This window comes from Amycolatopsis palatopharyngis (assembly GCF_003385185.1).
In the GTDB taxonomy this organism is placed as follows: Bacteria; Actinomycetota; Actinomycetes; order Mycobacteriales; family Pseudonocardiaceae; genus Amycolatopsis; species Amycolatopsis palatopharyngis.
Map to the genome: position 1 here is coordinate 184,382 of NZ_PQHZ01000005.1, position 19,204 is coordinate 203,585.

Here is a 19,204-nt window from a genome sequence, read left to right on the forward strand (position 1 = left end):
CGGCAGGCCGTGGCGCTCACCACGCCCGAGCAGACAGGGCCAGCGCGTCAGGCTTCCGCGTGACCGTGGACCTGCTCTCGGGCCTCCGCGTGGCGCTGCCTGGCCTGCTCCCCGGCCGCCGATTCGGCCGAGGTGGGTTCGTCCAGGTGCACTGTCGCGTTGCCCTGCCAGCGTGGCGGTTCGACCGGCCCCGAACTCCTGGACGCGGACAGCGCCCACGCGGCCTGTCGTGCGGCTCCGATGGCGACGTGCTCCCCGGGCGGGGGGACGGCGACGGGAACACCGAAGACGGCAGGAGCCGCCGCTCGCACGGCCGCCGACTGCGCCGCTCCACCGATGAGCAGCACCCTGCGGGCGACGACCCCATGCGCGCGCAGCGCGTCCAGCCCCGCGGCGAGCCCGCACAACATGCCTTCCACCGCGGCCCGTGCCAGGTTCTCCTGCGTCATGTTGGCCCTGCGCAGGCCGAGCAGAGTACCGCTGGCGTCGGGCAGGTTCGGCGTTCGCTCGCCGTCGAGATACGGCAGCAGGGTGAGCCCGCCCGCACCTGGCTCGGCCGCGAGCGCGAGCCGGTCCAGCCCGGCCAGGTCGGTACCGAGCATGCTCGCGGTGGCGGTGAGGACCCTGGCCGCGTTGAGCGTGCAGGCCAGCGGCAGGAATCGACCGGTGGCATCGGCGAACCCGGCGACGGTTCCGGACGGGTCGGCGGGCTGGGTCTCGCTGACCCCGAACACGGTGCCGCTGGTGCCGAGCGACACCACGACGTCGCCCTCGTCCAGTTCCAGCGCCAGGCCCGCCGCCATGTTGTCGCCGGTGCCCGCCGAGACGAGCATCCCTTCCGGGGTGTGCCCCGCCGCCTCTGCGGGGCGGAGAACCCTGGGCAGTTCCGGTGCCCGCCCACCGAAAGCCCGGGACAGCAGGTCGGTGCGGTACGCGGCGGAGGTCGCGGAGTAGTAGCCGGTGCCGGAAGCGTCGCCCCGATCGGTGACCGGCTGCGCGTCGTCCCCCAGCAGCCGCCAGGTGAGCCAGTCGTGCGGCAGCAACACGCGGGCGACGCGGTCGGCCAGGCCCGGTTCGTGCTCGGCCATCCAGCGCAGCTTCGTGATGGTGAAGCTGGCCACCGGCACCAAGCCGACCGCGTCGGCCCATGCCTGCGGTCCACCCAGCTCGTCGGTGAGATCGGCCGCGGCCTGCCCGGATCGAGTGTCGTTCCACAACAACGCGGGCCGCACGACGCTGTTCGTCTCGTCGAGGGTGACCATGCCGTGCTGCTGACCGGCGATACCGATCGAGCGCACCTCCGAAAGCAACCCGCCGGAGGCAGCGCCGAGCGCGTCCCACCACACCTGCGGATCGACCTCGGTGGTGTCCGGATGTTCTGCCCTGCCGCTGCGGACCACCTCGCCGGTGCGGGCGTCGCACACCATCACCTTGGTGGACTGGGTGGACGAATCGACCCCTGCCACCAGGGTCTGTCTGTCAGCCGTCATGGCCGCTCCTCGTTTGTCGCACTTACTGTCCGGACACGGGTTCCCAGCGCCTGAATGGCCTCGATTTCCTCGGCCGGTGTCTCGTCGTCGGTGATCACCAGGTCGAATTCCCCTGCGTCCCCGTGGGCGTAGGTCGCGGTCCGGCCGAACTTGGAGTGGTCGACGACCAGCAAGGCCTGCCTGCACGCTCCCAAAATGGCGGTTTTGACCTCGGCGTACTCGCGAACCGGATGGTAGAGGCGACCGCCGGCTAACGCGGTGACCGAGAGGACGGCGATATCCGCACGCACCTTGCGCAGAGCGGCGATGGTGTCCGGGCCGACGCAGGAGTCGAATTCGGTGTAGCGGCCGCCGAGCAGCACCACCTCCGTGTCGGTGGCGCCCGAGACGATCCTGGCGACGTCGGGCGAGTGGGTGATGACGGTGGCTGGCTCGCGCGCGCCGAGCCCGCGAGCGAGTGGGAACAACGTCGTGGAGTCGTCGATGATGAGCGTCTGCCCCCGCCCGATCTCGGCGACAGCGGCGGCACTCAGGGCCTCCTTGAGTTCTCGGTGCAGACCCACCCGGAATCGTTTCGCGGTCTCCATGGTGAGCGCCGGATAGGCGGCGACCCGTCCGCGCAGCTTTCGCAGCAATCGGCGATCCGCCAGGTCGTCGAGGTCACGGTGCATGGTCATCAGACTCACGCCGAACCGCTCGGTGAGATCGTCGATCCGCACCTCGCCCTGTGCGATCACGGCGTCCAGGACGCGCTGTCGTCGGCGTTCGACCGCCGCCCGGTCGCCGCGTGGCGGGCGCACCTTATCCATGGCCGGCTTCCTGCGGCCGGACCACGGCTTTGATCACTGTGTCGTCGTGCCGCGCGACGGTCAGTGCTTGCTCCACCTCGTCGAGCCCGAACCGGTGGGTGACCAGCCGGTCGAGGTCGATCTCGCCCCCTGCGGCGAGCGCGATCGCGGTCGGCCAGGTGTTGGCGTAGCGGAAGGTGCCGGTGAGTTCGAGTTCGAACCCTTGGACGTGCGCCAGCGGCAGCGAGATCTCGTCGCCGCCCATGCCGACCAGCACGACCCGGCCCGCACGGCCGACCGTGCGGATGGCCTGCGAGGCGGCCGCGGCGACGCCGGAACACTCGAGCAGGACATCCGGCTCGAACCCGGACTCGGCCAGGTCGGTCGTCGACACGTCGATCGTCGCCGTCGCACCCAAGGCGGCGGCCACGCGCAGGCGACCGGCGTTGACGTCGGTCACCACCACCTCGGTGGCGCCGAAGGCCCGTGCGGTCTGTGCCGCGACCAGCCCGATGGGACCGGCGCCGGTGACGAGCACCCGCGAACCCGGGCCGACCCGCGCCTTGCGGCAGGCCCAGACGCCGACCGACAGGGGTTCCAGCAGGCCCGCGGCGTCGTCGGAGAGCGCGTCGGGAACGGGGTGGGCGAAATCCTCGCGGAGGGTGACGTACTCGCAGAAAGCACCGTCGATCGGCGGAGTGCCGAAGAAGCGCATGCGCGGGCACAGGTTGTAGCGGCCGAGGCGGCACTCGGCGCAGTGCGAGCAGGGCACTCCGGGCTCCAGTGCGACCCGGGTGCCGATTTCGTGCCGGGTTGCGGACTCGCCCCTCGCGACGACGACGCCGCTGGGTTCGTGGCCGAGGACGAGGGGTTGTTCGACAACGAAGTCGCCGATGCGGCCGTGCTCGTAATAGTGGACGTCGGAGCCGCAGGTCCCGACGGAGTGCACGCGCACGAGCACCTCGTCCGGCGCGGGGGTCGGCACCGGACGCCGCTGCAGGACGACGTCGTGCACCCCGCGGAGCACGGACACTGCCATCGTGTCGGGAATCGCGCCTACATCGCTGGAACTGCCCATGTCGCCCATTGCGGCATTTTTACCAGAGCAAGCCCGCGTTGTTAACACATAATTCGATAAGTTCCGGCCTCGTGGGTGCCCGGTGAGTGCCTTTAGCCCGCTAAAGGCACTCACCCTGCCCTGAGCGTGCGGACCGCGCGTATCGCCTCCGGGATCGCGTCGAGGATGCCCGAGGCCGAAACCGGCACGCCCCGGGCGGCGTGTTCGGCTGCCAGCGAGTGGACGTAGGCGGCCACCCCGCCCGCGAGCCAGGGATCCAGCCGCGCCGCCAGCAACGCACCGGTCATCCCCGAGAGCACGTCACCCGACCCTGCTGTCGCGGGCCACGACCCTCGCGCCGGGTTGACCAGCACCCGTCCCCCGGCGTCCGCCACCACCGTGCAATGCCCCTTGAGCAGCATCACCGCGTCGAATCGTGCCGCCGCCGCACGGGCAGCCGCGACCCGGTCCGCGCCGGGAGCGCGCCCCGTCAACCGCTCGAACTCGCCCGCGTGCGGTGTGAGCAGCAACGGCGTGCCCGGTTGCCTGGCGTCGAGCACCTCGGGCGAGTTCGCGATGATCGTGATCGCGTCGGCATCGGCGCACACCGGCACCCCCTGACCGAGCGCGTGCTCCAGGACCTCGCGCCCCTCCCGGCCGGTACCGATGCCGGGGCCGACCACCCAGGCCTGCACCCTGCCAGCATCAAAGATCGAGCCGGTGGCGACGACCTCCGGCCAGTGATCGCGAACCACGTCCGCAGCCGGTCCCGCGTACCGCACCATGCCCGACGTGGCCCGCACGGCGGCACCGGCAGCCAGCACGGCGGCGCCCGGAAACGCAGCGGACCCGGCCGCGATTCCGGCCACGCCCTGGGTGTACTTGTCGTCTTCGGGCCCCGGTACCGGCCAGGCGGCGGCAGCGTCCGCGGTGTCGAGCCGCAGGAGGTCGGGCTGTCCCAACTCCCTGGAAAGGCCGATGTCCACCAGATCCACGCGTCCACAACGTGCGGGATTCAGGACGTGGACCGGTTTGCGGGCGCCGAAGGTCACCGTCCGCGCGGCTGTGATCGCCGGACCGTCGACCGCGCCGGTGTCCGGATCCACGCCGCTGGGCAGATCCACGGCGAGCACGGGTGCACCGATGTGCTCGAGCAGTTTCGCGGCCGCGGGACGCAGGGGGCCGTGTGCGGAGATGCCGACGATTCCGTCGATCACCAGGTCGGAGCGTTCGAGCACGGACGCACCGTCCTCGGCGGGCAGTACGCGGCCGCCCGCCCTGCGCAAGGCGGCCAACCCGGCAGGGTGCGCGCGGCCGGGAGCCAGCAGGACAGCGGTCACCCCCACGCCACGGCGGCGCAGGAACGCCCCCGCCCATAGTGCGTCACCACCGTTGTTCCCGGCGCCGACCAGCAGCGCGACGCTGCGACCCGCGACCCGTCCCGCGTGTTCGGCGAGCATCTCGGCCGCACGGACGGCGAGCCCGAACGCGGCCCGGTGCATCAGAGCACCTTCCCGCGTGACGGCGAGCAACCGCTGCTCAGCGTCGCGAATCCGTTCGGTGGTCCAGATTCCCTGCACGCTGCCCTCCGGCTCTCTCGAACCTCACTCCACAGTGACAGACTTTGCCAGGTTGCGCGGCTTGTCGACGTCGTAGCCGCGGGTCTTGGCGATCTCCGCGGCGAGCACCTGAAGCGGGACCGTCGAGACCAGGGGTTGCAGCAGCGTAGCCACCGCGGGGATCTCGACGAGTTCGTCCGCGAAGGGACGCACGGTCTCGTCCCCCTCCTCGGCGATCACGATCGTGCGCGCACCCCGCGCCTGGATCTCGCTGATGTTGGAGACGAGCTTGGCGTGCAGCACGGCACGGCCCTTCGGTGACGGCATCACCACGACGACCGGAAGGCCTTCCTCGATCAGCGCGATCGGCCCGTGCTTGAGCTCGCCGGCCGCGAAACCCTCCGCGTGCATGTAGGCGAGCTCCTTCAGTTTGAGCGCACCCTCGAGAGCGACCGGGAAACCGACGTGCCTGCCGAGGAACAGAATCGCCTTGGAATCGGCGATATCCCTGGCCAGCGCCCGCACCTGCTCCACAGTGGACAGCACCTTCTGGACGGCGGCAGGCATGGCCTCGAGTTCGGCGAACTCACGGGCCACCTCGTCGGGGTACTTCGTGCCACGCGCCTGGGCCAGGGCCAGTCCGACCAGGTAGTTGGCCGCGATCTGGGCGAGGAACGCCTTCGTCGACGCGACGCCGATCTCGGGACCCGCGTGGGTGTAGAGCACCGCATCGGACTCGCGGGGAATCTGTGCCCCGTTGGTGTTGCAGACCGCGAGCACCCGCGCCTTCTGCTCCCGCGCATGCCGGACCGCCTCCAGCGTGTCGGCCGTCTCGCCGGACTGAGAGACCGCCACCACCAGGGTGTCCCGGTCGAGCACCGGGTCCCGGTAGCGGAACTCGCTGGCGAGCTCGACCTCCACCGGCAGGCGGGTCCAGTGCTCGATGGCGTACTTGGCCACCAGTCCCGAGTGGTACGCGGAACCACAGGCGACGACGAAGACCTTGTCGACGTCGCGCAGGTCCTGATCGGAGATCCGCTGCTCGTCGAGGATCACCCGGCCGCCGTCGAAGTGCCCGCGAAGTGTGTTGGCCAGCGCCTCCGGCTGCTCCTCGATCTCCTTGAGCATGAAGTACTCGTGGCCGCCCTTCTCCGCGGCGGAGAGGTCCCAGTCCACGGTGAACGGCTTGGCCTGGGCGGGCTCGCCGGCGAAGTCGGTGACGTCGTATCCGTCGCGCGAGATCACCACGAGCTGGTCCTGACCCAGTTCAACCGCTTCCCGTGTGTGCTCGATGAAGGCGGCGACGTCGGAGGCCACGAAGGTCTCGCCCTCGCCGACCCCCACCACGAGCGGGGACGAACGGCGGGCCGCGACGATGCGGTCGGGGTCATCCGCATGGGTGACGACCAGCGTGAAGGCGCCCTCGAGGCGGCGGCAAACGGCCGCCACACTCGCGGGGAGGTCGCCCTCGGTGGGGCCGGCACCGTAAGCGCGAGCGACCAGGTGCGCGGCCGTCTCGGAGTCGGTGTCACTGGTCAGCTCGATGTCGTCGGCCTCGAGTTCGGCCCGTAGCGCCGCGAAATTCTCGATGATGCCGTTGTGTACGACGGCGACCTTGCCGGACGCGTCGCGGTGGGGGTGGGAGTTGCGGTCCACCGGCGCCCCGTGCGTCGCCCAGCGCGTGTGGCCCATGCCCGCGGTGCCACCGAAGCCTTCGCGGCCGACCTCGTCCAGGGCGGCCTCCAGATTGGCCAGCCTGCCCGCCTTGCGCTCGACGATCAGCGCGCCGTCACCGTCGAGCACGGCGACTCCCGCCGAGTCGTACCCGCGATACTCCATTCGCCGGAGGCCGCCGAGGACGACGTCGAGCGCCTGGCGATGGCCCACATATCCCACGATTCCGCACACGCACTCCAGCGTAACGAGCCCACTGTGGCCGCCTCGCCCGGCTCGGCGCCAGCCCGCCCCCGGAGGCCAGGTGAGTGCGTTTAGCGGGCTAAATGCACACACCGCCCCCAAAGCAAGCCGAGGTCAGGCACTCAGGCCGCCTGGTTCGGGCCGAGCGCCTTTAGCGGGCTAAATGCACTTCCCCGGCCTACCCGGCCACCGGACGCCGGAACAGCTACGCTCGCGCCATGGCGCCCAAGCCCAAGCGGTTACTCGAGCAGCTGCAGCACCCCGGGCCACACGAGGTGTTGCGCGGCGACCTGGCACTGGTCGGCCTGCCCGGCGTGGTGTTCACCCCGACCAGCGGGCTGAACCTGCCCGCCGTCGTCTTCGGACACGGCTGGATGCAGTCCCCCGACCGTTACCTCGGCCTGCTGCGACACCTCGCCAGCTGGGGAATCGTCGCGGCGGCCCCCGCGACTCAGCATGGCCCGGTTCCGTCCCACCGCCTTTTCGCCGCGGATCTGCACAGCACGCTGGACATCCTCACCGGTGTCCGGCTCGGTCCAGCGGGAATCAGCGTCGACCCCGCCGCGCTCGGACTCGCCGGGCACTCGATCGGCGGCGGCGCGGCGGTTCTCGCCGCGGCCGAGCAGGGCTCGCGGATCAAGGCCGTCGCGACCATCGCGGCCGCGCAGACCGTTCCCCCGGCGAGCGAGGCCGCTCGTTCCGTCGAAGCACCTGGCCTGCACCTCGTCCCGGACGACGACCTGGTGACACCCGCGGCGGGCAACGCCGAGGTCATCGCCCGAGCCTGGGGTGGACCAGTACAGCTGCGCACCATCGCCAAGTCCTCGCACCTCGGCGTGACCGAAGGCAGGCACTGGAGCCAGCTGCTGCTGCACGGCAAGCCACACCGCCCGACCCAGCGCCTGGTGCGCGCGCTGTTCGCGGGGTTCTTCCTGACCCACCTCACCAGCGACGACAGCTACCGGCCGCTGCTCGACGCCGACCTCAAGCAGGCGGCGATCTTCCTCGACAGCAGCCAGGAGCCAGCAGCGACCTGATCCTGGCGTTCGGCCCGGACTACTTCATCCAGCTGTTGTTGGAGAAATCGTCGTCGTCGAACGACTCCTGCGGACGCGCGTGACGACCCGGCCGCTTCGGCGCCCTCGGCTCCTCCGAGGCCGATGCAGCCGATGCAGCCGGTGCGGCCGGTGCAGCCGGTCCTGCTGGAGCGTCCGGAGCCGGCGGTGGTGCCGGCGGCTCCTGCCAACCACCCGGCGCGGGAGCGGGTGGCGCGACAGGGTCCGGCACAGGCACCGCAGGCGCAACCGGCAAGGGCGCCGCGTACTGGGCGAACCCGGCCGCCGGCGCCTCCTCCGGGTCCTCGGGCCCGAAGCCCATCACATGGCTCTTGTCCGACAGGGTCTTCTCCGTCGCCCAGCCACCCGCCTCCTCCTTGCGCTTGCCCAGCTCCCGCCGATGCTGGACATACCGCTCGGCAGCCTGGACCTGTTTCGTCATGTACTCCTGGGAGCGGGCCTTCAGCTCCTGTCCCTGGCGATCACGCAGCGCTCGCCGGTCGGCCTGTTCCCGCACGAGCGCCCCCAGGGTCGCTCGCATTCGCTCGACACGTCCCGACACATCCATCGGTCCTCCTCAACCCCGCCTGCGCAGCATCATCGCTCGTAGCTGATCGAACGGTCACCCTCGTCGTCCAGCGATCCACTGATCCGGTTGGCGCTCCCGCTGGTCTCGAAGATCCCACCGTCGACGCGGTACTGGCTGGAGCCACGTTCCTGATCGCCGCCGCCACCACCGCCCGCGCCACCGGCCATACCGCCGCCCATCATGCCCATGCCGCCGCCCATTCCACCGGACGCACCCTGCGCGGCACCTGCCGCGACCGGCTCCGCGACACCGCCCGGCGCCATTCCGAGTCCAGCCGAGGGCTGGGGCGTGGCCGAGGTCTGCACCCCGCCGTCCATCACCGGCTCGCCGACTCCGGAGGACACCCCTCCCGCGCCGGCATCGACACCAGCCGCGATGCCGCCACTCGCCCCCGCGCCGACGGATTGCGGCTCCGTCTGCGCGCCGCCGTCACCACTGGAACCAGCGCCGTCGGAACCGGCACCGCCCGAGCCAGCGCCGTCCGCACCGCCGCCATCCGCGCCACCCGAACCGCCGCCACCAGAGCCACCGCCCGCCGCGCCGTCCCCGGCGCCACCACCCGCACCGCCCTCGTCAGCACCGGCTTCGGCCGAGATCGGCACGGAACCGTCATCGGGAGCAGGCATGGTGCGGATGTCGTCACCGCTCTCCGCACCGTCACCGGGACTGTCCGCGGAGCCGGAGCCACCTGAGCCACCAGCGGCCTGTTCGCCACCCGCTCCGGCATCACCTCGCGGGCCCGCGGTACGCGGCTCACCTGCTGCCTTCTCCTCGCCGAGGGTGTAGGTCGTGGGTTCCCCGGTGCCGTCGTCAACGGTGACGACGGTCGGACCGTCAGGGCCCTCCGGCTGCTCCGCGGTGATCTTGAGGTCGCCGTCCTCGATGTGGATCTTGCCATCGGGCCCTGGCCGGTAGATCTGCTCGGCGCCGTCCTTGCTGCCCTCCGGGCCGAACTCCCCGGCCCGCTCGCCGTCGCCTGCTGTGCCTTCGGTGCCTTCCTCGGCACTGAAGTCCAGCTTGTACTCCTTCGGTTCCCCGCTGCCATCGTCGACCGAGATCTCCATCTCGCCCTCGGCGTCGGGTTCGTTCATCTCGATCGTGCGATCGCCCTGTTCGACGGTCAGCGTGTCCCGATCGTCACCCGCGTCCTTGATCGCTTCACCGGTCTCGGGGTCGATCGGATAGGGCTTGCCGGTTTCCGGGTCGACCTCCAGCGGCTTTCCGGTGACCGGGTTCGTGCCGGGCTGTTCGGTCGAGGGAACCTCGGCGCCGCCCCCGGTGCCACCGCCCGTTCCGCCGCCGCCGGTACCACCACCACCCGTGCCGCCACCGGTACCACCGCCGGTGCCGCCACCACCGCCTCCGGTGTCGCCACCACCGCCGTCCTCCCGCTCGGGCGTGGGCGGCTGGTCGGTCGCCCCCTGGAATTCGTTCTCCAGGTCGCCCATGACCTCGTCCAACGCGTCATAGGCCTGGTTCACCAGATCCAGAGTGTCCGTGCAGGTCCGGTCGAAGGACAGGTACAGCCAGTCCCACATGTCCGGGTTGAACTGGTTCTGGATCCATTGCTTGGCGAGCCGGATTCCCTCTTCCTTGATGTCGTCGTCATCGCAGCACGCGTCGTCGTTGAGCGTCTCACGCAGGTTGGTACCGAAATTGACATCCATCCAGCCCGCGACATCGGCGAGTTCGTCCTTACCCGCGGCCGAACCGTTGGCGATGTTGATGACTTTCTGCGCCATCGCCAGGTCGGCCTTGCCCACCTGATCGGTGTAGAGGTCGTTGACGGCGTCGGCCTTGCCCTTCACCAGCTGGTACACGGCGTCGACGGCGATCTCGACCGCCTCCGCGGCGCTGGTGAGATCCCTGCTGAGCTCCTGCGCCTTCGGCGCGATCTTCTCGGAGTAGTGGTCATGGGCCGCGTCCGCGGCGTCGCCAGTCCAGTTCTGGAACAGGGAACTCAGCTGTCCCTGGGTGTCCCGCATGGTGGTGTCGACCGTCGTGGCACCGGTGCTGAACCGTTCCGCGTCGGTCAGGAAGTTCTCGAAGCTGATGCCGCGCTGCTCATCGAAGCGCTTCTTGATGTCGGTGTTGAAGTCCAGCGGTCTGGTCTGCCCGACACAGTCGGCAGGCAGCTCGGCCAGCAGCGGACCGAAGTTCTGGAAGACCTTCAGTGCGGCAACGGCGGTGTCGAGCAGTTCGTCGGAGGTCTTGGTCCCCACGCCGCCAACCGCGGGAGGTCGCGCGCTCTCCAGGTCCTGCTTGCCCTGGTCGACGGCTTCGCCCTGTTCACGATCGTTGTAGCTGCCCTGATCCGACTCGTCCTGTGCATCCTGGTACAGGTCGTCCACATTGGATCCACCGAACCCGACGGGAAAAGCGTTGTACGCCTCCGAGTACGGCTCGACCTCGTCCCGGTCCGCCTGCCAGCCCTCCGGCGTGTTCAGCCACGACGACAGCAGCGCCTGCTTGGTCTCGGGCGAAACGGCCGGATCGTCGAGGACGGTCCTGACTTCCTCCCACGACTTGGCCATTACTGCCTCCCCGCGGCATTCATGTCACCCGTGCGCGCGTCATCGCCTGCGGTGTAGGCGGTTCCCGCGCCACCGATGCGCGCCGCGAAACCGGCGAGGGTTGTGCCGAGGCCCTGTACAGCGGCGGAGAGGGTGCTCACTCCCGTGGTGTAGCTGGTCGCGTATTCGCCGTGTGCCTCACCGAAACCGGCCGCGTTCACCTTCGTTTCGCCGAGATCCTTGTTGTCGTCCGGAAGGTCCTCGGCCAGCTCGTTGATCCGCTTCGACGCGGCCGCCATAGCGTCGGCGTCTGTCTTGTAACCCTCGCCCTTTGCGCCCACCGCGCGCTCCCCCTGTCCTGAGGTCTTCCGGGTGCGTGTCCGGACCTACGACGCACCACGGCTCGGTTCGGTGCCGTCGCAGATGCACACGAAATGTACCGTGGTCAGTCGCCGGAGATGGCCGGTTTGGCCTGAAGGGCCTCATCGAGGACCTCGGCGATACCGGCCAGTGTCGTCATCCGGTCACGCTCGTCCAGATCGATCGTCACCTCGTAATGGATCTCCAGCGTGGCGAGCAGCTGCACTCGCCGCTTGGAGTCCACCCCGACGTCGGCCAGCGGTGTCGTGTCACCGATCGCCGCGGGTTCCAGCAGCAGCGAGTCACACACGATCTTGCGGATGTCGCCGATGTGCCTGCCCGGCCGTGCCGCCTCGTCGTTGGTCATGCGGCCATTATCGCCGAGCCGCACCCGTTCACCCCGGCCAGTGACGTTGCCTGGCCGCGGACCTGGCTACCTTTCCGCTCGACGTCCTGGGCACACCCCCCGGCGCCACCAACTCGAACGCGCGCAGGACGAGATCATGCCGCTCGGCGACGGCCCGTCGTACTTCGGTGGCGATCCGCGACCGGTCCGGCCCGGTGGGATCGGCTACGCGGACGTGCTCGGCGACCACCATCACCCCTTCGCCCCGGTCGTCGGTCACGGCGAAGGCCGCCACGCGGTCGCGGCGGATCAGCGGGTCCGCACCGGCGACGGTGTCCTCGATGTCCTGCGGGTAGTGGTTGTGCCCGTCGATGACGATGACGTCCTTGCGCCGACCGGTGATGTACAGCTGCCCAGCGTGCACAAGGCCCAGATCCCCGGTACGCAGCCACCCGTCCCGGGGCAGCCCGGCTGGAGGATCTGCAATTAGCCCGCTAAAGGTCGTCGCTGTGCTCTCCGGCTTCCGCCAATAGCCGGCGGCGAGATGGGGGCCGTGCACCCAGATCTCGCCTTCCCGGCCGTCTGGACGGAGCAGGCCCAGGTCGGGGTCCACGATCCGCACCAGCTGCCCCACCGGCCGTCCGACGGACACCAGGCGGCGTTCGTCGTCTTCGGAACCGGGCGGTTCGGCCCGGCCCCGGGCCAGCGCAGCGCGACCGAACGACGTGCTGGTCGGCCCCTCCGGCCCCGCACTGGAGACGTAGACCGTGGCTTCGGCGAGCCCGTACGAGGGGCGGTGGGCTGTCGGAGCGAACCCGTACGGGCCGAAGGCTTCGGCGAACGCCGTGATGGTCGCCTGCCGCACCGGCTCGCTGCCGTTGAGCGCGATCCGGACGCCGGACAGGTCAAGGCCCGTTCGCGCGGCGGCCGGAACGGCGTCCACTGCATGGTCATAGGCGAAGTTGGGGGCAGCGGTAAAGACGTCCGGATATCCGGAAAGCTGTTCCAGCCACCGGCGTGGCCTGCGGATGAACTCCAACGGTTCCATGAAGACCGACCGGGCGCCGGTGAACACCGGCACGCAGAGCAGCTGGATCAGCCCCATGTCGTGGGAGAACGGGATCCAACCGGCGCAGGTCGTGCCCTGGTGCACCGCATAAGCCTCGGCGACCTGACAGACACTGGCCGTCAGCGCGCCGTGGGTGATCACAGCGCCGGCCGGATCGCGGGTCGAGCCCGAGGTGTACTGCAGGTAGGCCGGAGCGGCAAGATCGACCTCGGCGGGTGCTCCGGCAGCGTTCCCGCGCACTTCGTCCACCGCCATCACCTGCGGTGGCAGAGGCAGCGATTCGGTCTCGGCCAGTTCACGCAGCCGATCCTTGTCCCGCGCCGAGGTCAGCCACACCGTCGCCGCGCTGTCCCGCAGCGCGGCGACCAGCCGTGGCCTGTGCGCGCGAGTCTCGGGGGCGAACAACGGCACCGCCACCAGACCCGCGTACAACACGCCGAGGAAACCCACGACGTAGTCCAGGTCCTGCCTCGTGAGCACGGCGATCCGCTCGCCTTGCCCGGCGACGGACCGCAGGTTCGCGGCGAGCGCCTGCACCCGCGCGAGCAGGTCCGGCCAGCTCAGGGTGTGTTCGGCGCCGTCGCGGCCGGTCCAGGTGAAGGCGGGCTCGTCACGTTCCGCGCGCATCGGCAGGTACTCCGTCAACGCGCGTTCGGGGATGTCGAGAGCGGGCGGATCGCCCGTGCCGATCTCAGTCACGCTCAGTCGGCGGTCCAGTCGGTGTGGGCATAGTCGTCCTCCTCGACGGGCGCTCTGCGCACCGGCCTGCCGCCCGCTGGTTTCGTGATTGGGGCCTCCGGGAGCGGCTGCACCGGAGCCGGTGGCGGCGCGAGCGGCAGCGGCCTCGTCACGGGCGCGTTCTCGGGCTGTGCCGGGGCGTGCTCTTCCTCGTCGAAACCGAAGTCGTTCTCCGCGATCGCCGAGTTCGCGGTACTGCTCTCGGTAGCCCAACCCCCAGCGCTCCGGATGCGCTGGGCCCGCTCGTTCAGCTGAGTGAGGACCTCGTTCGCGTTGGTCGCGAGCCGCTGGGTGCTGTCCTTACTCTCCTGCGCGGCCCTGGTCGCCCGCTTCTCGATGAGCGCGAGCCGCTCCGTGTTCTCCCGGTCGATCGAGCCGAGTCTGCTGCGCAACTGCTGCAGGTTCGCCGCGGAATCCATTTGCTTTCCTTCAACCGGTGTCAGCGCTCGTTCGACTGTTGCCCGGTCACCGGGTCATCGTCGAGGCCCAACGTTCCACTGATGCGATCTCCGAGACCTGCGGTGTCGAAGATGTTTCCCTCCACCCGGAAGGCGCCGGCGTTTCGCTCCTGGTCAGCACCTGAGCCGCCAGCGGCGCCACCTGCCCCGCCCATCATGCCCGCGCCGCCGACGGCAGAGGTGTTCTGCTCGCCATCGACGGGCGCGAAGCCGCCTGGAGCGGTCCCCAGGCCTGCGCCCGGTGTTGCCTGGCGTGCGGGCGCACCGTCGGTTCCGGAGGCCGGGACGCCGGAGTCCGGCTCGTCGACCATGGCTCCTCGGCTGACATCCGCGAACGCCGCGCCCTCGGCGACCTCACTGAGTCCGGACACCGACTGTGGGGTAGTGCTCTGCGCGGCATCGGGCTGCTCGAGAGGCGCGGCTGTCCGCTCGCCAGCGCCGAGCGTGTAAGTCACCGGCTCGCCCATTCCGTCGTCGACCGTGAGCACGGTGCCACCCTTCGGTCCCTCCGGCTGCTCGGCAACGACCCGAAGACTGCCGTCCTCGACGTGGATCCGCCCGTCGGCGCCTGGCCGGTGCGGCTGGTCTGCCTGGGGTGCGCTGTTCGGAGCGACCGTGTCCACAGCTCCCGGCTCGGTGTCGTGCTCGACGTCCTTGGCGCCGAAGTCGAGAGCGAACTCCTTGGGCTGGCCGGTGCCGTCGTCCAGGGTGATCTCCATCGCGCCCTCGCCATCGGGCAGGCTCAGTGAGATTTCGTAGTCACCGTGGGAGATGGTCAGAACGTTCGACTCGCTCTGCGCGTTCTGCCTGCTCGAATCCGGTTCAGTGGCTGGGATCTCGGGCCGGGCCTCCGCCTCGGAAACGCTGGAAGCCGGAACCGTCGGGGCAGGAACGGCCGGAGCCGGGGCACTCGGAGACTGGACGTCCGGAGCTGGAGTACTCGGGGTGGGAACGGTCGATGCGGGGGCGGTAACACCTGGGGCCGATTCCGGCGCCGCAGTCATACCTGCGGCCGGTCCGACGCTCGGGCCCGCGGCCGGAGCCGGTCCTGCCTGCTGTGGTTGCGGCGGTGTCCCGGCTGCGCCGATTCCGGAGTACGGGTTCTCCGGGATTCGGCTGATCATCTCCGGGAAGGCGTTCCACGCGCCATCGACCGCCACCCTGATGTTCTCGCACATCATCCGGTAGTTGCCGAGGTGCTCTCCGAACCACGCGCAGAACACTTCTCCGAGCCACACCCCTGCCTGCTCGACAATGAAGTCCACAGTGTCCTGATCAAGACCACCCCAGTCGTCATTGAACCGGTTTTTCGCCTCGATGCCCATGAAGCCGATGCAGTGAATGATGTCGTTCTGGCTGCCGTTGCCCTCGGCGACTCGAACAAGTCGTTCCATGTCCTGCGCGGTAACACCGTTGATCGAATCGAAGTAGTAGGTGAGGACCCAGTTGGCTTTCTCCTGGCAGAACTGCCCCACAGAACCGACCGTGTGCCGCAGGCCTTCCGCGGCCGTGCCGATCGACTCGGCAACTGCCGAGGTCTGCTCCGCATAGCCCTGCTCGTACTGGCGTGCCCGATCCGCCGCAGCACCTTCCCACGAAGAAAATGTGCTCTGGAGCCTGCCTGCCACATCCGCGGACGAGCTGGCGATCGCGTCCCGCAATGCTTCGAATTCCCCGGCCCCGGCACCGAACTTGTCGAACGGGATGTCTCGCTGTTCGTCGTAGAGCCGATATATCTCTTCAATCGTCACGGCTGCGCCGCCACCGTTCAGCGCGACGGCCCGGTTGTACAGCGGCAGCCAAACGTCAAAAGCCCGCAGGCCCGAAACGCCGGCGTCGAGTATCTCGTTCGAGTTCGCGGCCCCGGGATCGGTCTCGGAGCTTCTGCCGCGAACGGCCTCCAACGCGCTCGCGCCACCGTTGACAGCATCACGGTCGCCCTGCCTGGCGTCAGCCCGCAGTTGATCGTGATCTTCTTTGGCCTTCGTGTAGAAGAGTCTTACGTCGTCCTCGGCGCCGGCTACTGACCGGAACAGATCACCGTCGCTGATGGACAGCCGTTCCTTGTACTTCTCCTTGAACGCGTTGAAATCAGCTTCGTCCCGGAATCCATATGCCGTCGGATCTTCTTCGACGTAGTCGAGGTAGCGCAGGGCGAAACCGCGTTGGATCTCTCCTCGAGGATTCGGATCGTCCAGGAGTTGTTCGGCCTCTTGACGACTCGGAATATCTGTTCCGTCATCGCCCACCGCAGCGAGACTCATCAGTACCTACCCATTTCGCCGGCGACCTGGTCCTCATTCGCCGCGTACTGTGTGCCCGCGCCGGTGATCCGTTTGCCGAACTCTTCCGAGGCGGTCAGGTAGCTCTCGGCGCAGTCGGCCAGCTTCAGTACACCTTCGGTATAGGCCGTGGAGCATGCGCCATGGGCCCGGCCGAAATCCGCTGCGGTGATCTGCACGTCTTTGACAGCGCGCAATGGTGACTCGAGAGCCTGCCGCGGCACGTCATTCAGGGTCCCGGCCGCATTCGCCAACCGGTCGGTCTCGACTGAGTGCCCGCCTGCCATGGCTCCCCTTCACTACGGTCTCTGACGATGCGCTGATCCGCGCACACAGAATGTACCGATCGGCGGGCAGCGACGCAGGCGGTTCGGAGTAAGCCGGGAGAAGGCCGGATCAGGAAGCGGTGGAGACGACACCGGCGAGACGGTCCGCCGCGGCTTGCGCTGTCTCCTCGGCGGGGGCCTCGACCATGACCCGCACCAGCTGCTCGGTTCCGGAGGGGCGCAGCAGCACTCTGCCCTCCTCGCCCAGCTCGGCGGTGACCGCGTCGACGGCGTCCCGGACTGCCGGGGAGGCGGCGACCGCCGCCTTGTCTGCGACCTTGACGTTGACCAGGACCTGCGGCAACCGCCGCATGACTCCGGCGAGTTCCGCGAGCGGCCTGCCGGTGGCCGCGACCCTCGCCATGAGCCGCATCGCGGTGAGCAGACCGTCGCCAGTTGTGGCGTAGCCGGGCAGCACAACGTGACCCGACTGCTCGCCGCCGAGGGAGAAACCACCGCTGCGCAGCTCCTCGAGTACGTAGCGGTCACCCACCGAGGTCGTCCGCAGGGCGACGCCGTGCGCACGCATCGCCAGGTGCAGGCCGAGATTGCTCATCACGGTGGCGACGAGGGTGTCGTCGACCAGTTCGCCGGCTTCGGCCATCGCGATCGCGAGCACGGCCATGATCTGGTCGCCGTCGACGAGGTTGCCCTCCGCGTCCACCGCGAGGCAGCGGTCGGCGTCGCCGTCGTGGGCGATGCCAAGGTCCGCGCCGTGCGCGAGCACAGCCTCGCGGAGCCGCTCCGGGTGGGTGGATCCGCAACCGTCGTTGATGTTCACGCCGTCCGGCTCCGCGTACAGGGCGACTACCTCGGCGCCTGCCTTGCGGTAGACGTCAGGTGCGGCTGCGGAAGCGGCCCCGTTCGCGCAGTCCACGACCACGCGGATACCGGCGAGTGACTGCGGGCTCGCCTCGATCAGGTGCGCGATGTATCGGTCGACCGCGTCGTGGGCCTCGGTGACGCGGCCGATCTCGGCACCGGTCGGCCGGATCGCGGCAGCGGTCAGGCCTGCCTCGATCTCGTCCTCGATGCCGTCGGGCAGTTTGTGCCCGCCGTCGCCGAACAGCTTGATGCCGTTGTCGGGCATCGGATTGTGGGAGGCCGAGATCATCACGCCGAGATCGGCGGACAGGGCGCCGACCAGGTAGGCGACACCAGGAGTCGGGATCACACCGAGCCGGAGCACGTCGGCTCCGGCCGAGGTCAGTCCGGCGACAACGGCGGCCTCGAGCATCTCGCCACTGGCCCTGGGATCCCGGCCGACAACCGCAACTGGACGGTGCGAGCGATCATGCGCGGCGAGCACACGAGCGGCGCTGGCCGCGACGGACATCGCGAGCTCGGGAGTGAGTTCACCGTTGGCGAGACCCCGGACTCCGTCGGTGCCGAATAGGCGAGCCATGTGTCGACCTCCTTGTGCGGGCTACCCCGCATCCGAACAACCCCGACAACCTAGCGGCCTCGGCGACAGTCGATCCGCCCCCCTCACCTTCACCCCCGGTGAGTGCCTTTAGCGGGCTAAAGGCACTCCGGCTCTGGAGCCGGGACGGCAGCGACAGGGACCTGGAAAGCACGGAAGCGCCCACCCGTGTGACGGATGAGCGCTTCCGGAGGTTGCTTTCGGCCGTGACCAGAGGTCGCGGCGGTCGCAGTACCTCGGCGCGTCAGCGCTTGCTGTACTGCGGTGCCTTACGGGCCTTCTTGAGGCCGTACTTCTTACGCTCGGTGGCGCGGGCATCCCGAGTCAGGAAGCCGGCCTTCTTCAGCGCGGGGCGGTCATCCGCGTCGACCTCGACGAGCGCACGAGCGATCGCCAGGCGCAGCGCACCGGCCTGGCCGGAGATGCCACCGCCGTGCAGGTTGCCGAAGATGTCGAACGACTCGGGCTTCTCGACGGTCACCAGGGGCTCACGGATGAGCTGCTGGTGCACCTTGTTCGGGAAGTAGTCCTCAAGGCTCTTGCCGTTGAGCTTGAACTCGCCGGAGCCGGGGACGAGCCGCACGCGGACGACGGCCTCCTTGCGGCGGCCGACCGTCTGGGCGGCGCCACCAGCGGCACGCGACGGCTTCGGTGCGGCCGGCGTCTCGCTGGTCGCGACGGCGTCGGGCGACTCCGTGGAGGCGACGACCTCGGTCTCGGTGCTGGTCACAGACTGTTCCTCACTCACTTGGTCACCTGAGCGATCTTGGTGATCTCGTGCGGCTGGGGCTGCTGCGCCGAGTGCGGATGCTCAGGGCCTGCGTAGACCTTGAGCTTCTTACCCTGGGCGCGGCCAAGCTTGTTCTTCGGCAGCATGCCCTTGACGACCTTCTCGAGCAGTCGCTCGGGACGGGAGTCGAGCAGCTCGCCGAAGGACCGCTTACGCAGGCCACCCGGGTAACCGCTGTGGCGGTAAGCGAACTTCTGCTCCCGCTTGTGGCCGGTCAGCGCCACCTTCTCGGCGTTGACGATGATGACGAAGTCACCGGTGTCCACGTGCGGAGCGTAGGTGGGCTTGTGCTTGCCGCGCAGCAGCGTGGCGACCTCGGTCGCGAGCCGGCCGAGCACGACATCCTCGGCGTCGATCACGTGCCAGGCACGAGTGACGTCGCCGGGCTTGGGGCTGTACGTGGGCAAGGGTCTACCTCGTCGTCAACATTGCTTGTGGGTTCCG

The 19,204-nt window shown here is 69.4% G+C and carries 17 protein-coding genes; 1 reads left to right on the forward strand and 16 read right to left on the reverse strand.

Annotated features, from left to right (window positions below):
* Nucleotides 1-47: 47 nt before the first annotated feature.
* The 5 genes from xylB to glmS all read right to left on the reverse strand — a co-directional run bounded on the left by xylB (nucleotide 48) and on the right by glmS (nucleotide 6,802).
* Nucleotides 48-1,490 (reverse strand): xylulokinase, encoded by a 1,443-nt coding sequence (gene xylB / locus D0C15_RS05675; RefSeq protein ID WP_116041380.1) that lies wholly within the window; start codon nucleotides 1,488-1,490, stop codon nucleotides 48-50.
* Nucleotides 1,487-2,299: a DeoR/GlpR family DNA-binding transcription regulator gene (locus D0C15_RS05680; protein ID WP_116041382.1), complete on the reverse strand. Its 813-nt coding sequence runs from the start codon at nucleotides 2,297-2,299 to the stop codon at nucleotides 1,487-1,489. The genes xylB and D0C15_RS05680 overlap by 4 nt, the downstream gene beginning before the upstream one ends.
* Complete coding sequence (locus D0C15_RS05685) at nucleotides 2,292-3,356, reverse strand: NAD(P)-dependent alcohol dehydrogenase (protein WP_245975583.1); 1,065 nt, start codon at nucleotides 3,354-3,356, stop codon at nucleotides 2,292-2,294. The genes D0C15_RS05680 and D0C15_RS05685 overlap by 8 nt, the downstream gene beginning before the upstream one ends.
* A gap of 110 nt (nucleotides 3,357-3,466) precedes the next feature.
* Nucleotides 3,467-4,915, reverse strand: coding sequence for a bifunctional ADP-dependent NAD(P)H-hydrate dehydratase/NAD(P)H-hydrate epimerase (locus D0C15_RS05690; RefSeq protein ID WP_116041384.1), 1,449 nt, complete (start codon nucleotides 4,913-4,915; stop codon nucleotides 3,467-3,469).
* A gap of 24 nt (nucleotides 4,916-4,939) precedes the next feature.
* Entirely contained in the window at nucleotides 4,940-6,802 is a 1,863-nt protein-coding gene (gene glmS, locus D0C15_RS05695) for a glutamine--fructose-6-phosphate transaminase (isomerizing) (protein ID WP_116041386.1), read from the reverse strand.
* Between the two features lie 227 nt (nucleotides 6,803-7,029).
* Between glmS and D0C15_RS05700 the strand changes: the two genes are divergently transcribed.
* Nucleotides 7,030-7,848, forward strand: a complete 819-nt coding sequence (locus D0C15_RS05700; protein ID WP_116041388.1) for a dienelactone hydrolase family protein — start codon at nucleotides 7,030-7,032, stop codon at nucleotides 7,846-7,848.
* Between the two features lie 19 nt (nucleotides 7,849-7,867).
* Here D0C15_RS05700 and D0C15_RS05705 read toward each other — a convergent pair whose 3' ends face one another.
* The 11 genes from D0C15_RS05705 to rplM all read right to left on the reverse strand — a co-directional run bounded on the left by D0C15_RS05705 (nucleotide 7,868) and on the right by rplM (nucleotide 19,167).
* Complete coding sequence (locus tag D0C15_RS05705) at nucleotides 7,868-8,434, reverse strand: hypothetical protein (protein ID WP_116041390.1); 567 nt, start codon at nucleotides 8,432-8,434, stop codon at nucleotides 7,868-7,870.
* 29 nt (nucleotides 8,435-8,463) lie between these two features.
* Complete coding sequence (locus tag D0C15_RS35415) at nucleotides 8,464-10,989, reverse strand: WXG100 family type VII secretion target (protein ID WP_116041392.1); 2,526 nt, start codon at nucleotides 10,987-10,989, stop codon at nucleotides 8,464-8,466.
* Entirely contained in the window at nucleotides 10,989-11,309 is a 321-nt protein-coding gene (locus D0C15_RS05715; protein WP_245975584.1) for a hypothetical protein, read from the reverse strand. The genes D0C15_RS35415 and D0C15_RS05715 overlap by 1 nt, the downstream gene beginning before the upstream one ends.
* A 104-nt stretch (nucleotides 11,310-11,413) precedes the next feature.
* A complete protein-coding gene (locus tag D0C15_RS05720) occupies nucleotides 11,414-11,695 on the reverse strand; it encodes an acyl carrier protein (RefSeq protein ID WP_116041394.1) in 282 nt (93 codons plus the stop codon).
* A 28-nt stretch (nucleotides 11,696-11,723) separates the two neighbouring features.
* Nucleotides 11,724-13,442, reverse strand: coding sequence for a fatty acyl-AMP ligase (locus D0C15_RS05725; RefSeq protein ID WP_342768550.1), 1,719 nt, complete (start codon nucleotides 13,440-13,442; stop codon nucleotides 11,724-11,726).
* A 2-nt stretch (nucleotides 13,443-13,444) separates the two neighbouring features.
* The gene (locus tag D0C15_RS05730; protein WP_116041396.1) at nucleotides 13,445-13,900 is read right to left on the reverse strand and encodes a hypothetical protein; all 456 of its coding nucleotides are present in this window, start codon (nucleotides 13,898-13,900) and stop codon (nucleotides 13,445-13,447) included.
* 20 nt (nucleotides 13,901-13,920) lie between these two features.
* Nucleotides 13,921-16,203: a hypothetical protein gene (locus D0C15_RS05735; protein WP_116041398.1), complete on the reverse strand. Its 2,283-nt coding sequence runs from the start codon at nucleotides 16,201-16,203 to the stop codon at nucleotides 13,921-13,923.
* Nucleotides 16,203-16,508, reverse strand: coding sequence for a hypothetical protein (locus tag D0C15_RS05740; protein ID WP_116041400.1), 306 nt, complete (start codon nucleotides 16,506-16,508; stop codon nucleotides 16,203-16,205). Before D0C15_RS05740 ends, D0C15_RS05735 begins: the two co-directional genes overlap by 1 nt.
* A gap of 109 nt (nucleotides 16,509-16,617) precedes the next feature.
* On the reverse strand, nucleotides 16,618-17,952 hold the full coding sequence (gene glmM / locus D0C15_RS05745) for a phosphoglucosamine mutase (RefSeq protein WP_116041402.1): 1,335 nt from the start codon (nucleotides 17,950-17,952) through the stop codon (nucleotides 16,618-16,620).
* 262 nt (nucleotides 17,953-18,214) lie between these two features.
* Complete coding sequence (gene rpsI / locus D0C15_RS05750; RefSeq protein WP_116041404.1) at nucleotides 18,215-18,700, reverse strand: 30S ribosomal protein S9; 486 nt, start codon at nucleotides 18,698-18,700, stop codon at nucleotides 18,215-18,217.
* Between the two features lie 14 nt (nucleotides 18,701-18,714).
* On the reverse strand, nucleotides 18,715-19,167 hold the full coding sequence (rplM, locus tag D0C15_RS05755) for a 50S ribosomal protein L13 (protein WP_091673810.1): 453 nt from the start codon (nucleotides 19,165-19,167) through the stop codon (nucleotides 18,715-18,717).
* Nucleotides 19,168-19,204 lie beyond the last annotated feature (37 nt).

Coding starts and splice junctions, on each gene's coding strand:
- D0C15_RS05680 (WP_116041382.1), bottom strand. CDS start 2,299: ATGGATAAGGTGCGCCCGCCACGCGGCGACCGGGCGGCGGTCGAACGC.
- D0C15_RS05700 (WP_116041388.1), top strand. CDS start 7,030: ATGGCGCCCAAGCCCAAGCGGTTACTCGAGCAGCTGCAGCACCCCGGG.
- D0C15_RS05735 (WP_116041398.1), bottom strand. CDS start 16,203: ATGAGTCTCGCTGCGGTGGGCGATGACGGAACAGATATTCCGAGTCGT.
- D0C15_RS05685 (WP_245975583.1), bottom strand. CDS start 3,356: ATGGGCAGTTCCAGCGATGTAGGCGCGATTCCCGACACGATGGCAGTG.
- D0C15_RS05720 (WP_116041394.1), bottom strand. CDS start 11,695: ATGACCAACGACGAGGCGGCACGGCCGGGCAGGCACATCGGCGACATC.
- xylB (WP_116041380.1), bottom strand. CDS start 1,490: ATGACGGCTGACAGACAGACCCTGGTGGCAGGGGTCGATTCGTCCACC.
- D0C15_RS05705 (WP_116041390.1), bottom strand. CDS start 8,434: ATGGATGTGTCGGGACGTGTCGAGCGAATGCGAGCGACCCTGGGGGCG.
- D0C15_RS05740 (WP_116041400.1), bottom strand. CDS start 16,508: ATGGCAGGCGGGCACTCAGTCGAGACCGACCGGTTGGCGAATGCGGCC.
- D0C15_RS35415 (WP_116041392.1), bottom strand. CDS start 10,989: ATGGCCAAGTCGTGGGAGGAAGTCAGGACCGTCCTCGACGATCCGGCC.
- D0C15_RS05730 (WP_116041396.1), bottom strand. CDS start 13,900: ATGGATTCCGCGGCGAACCTGCAGCAGTTGCGCAGCAGACTCGGCTCG.
- glmM (WP_116041402.1), bottom strand. CDS start 17,952: ATGGCTCGCCTATTCGGCACCGACGGAGTCCGGGGTCTCGCCAACGGT.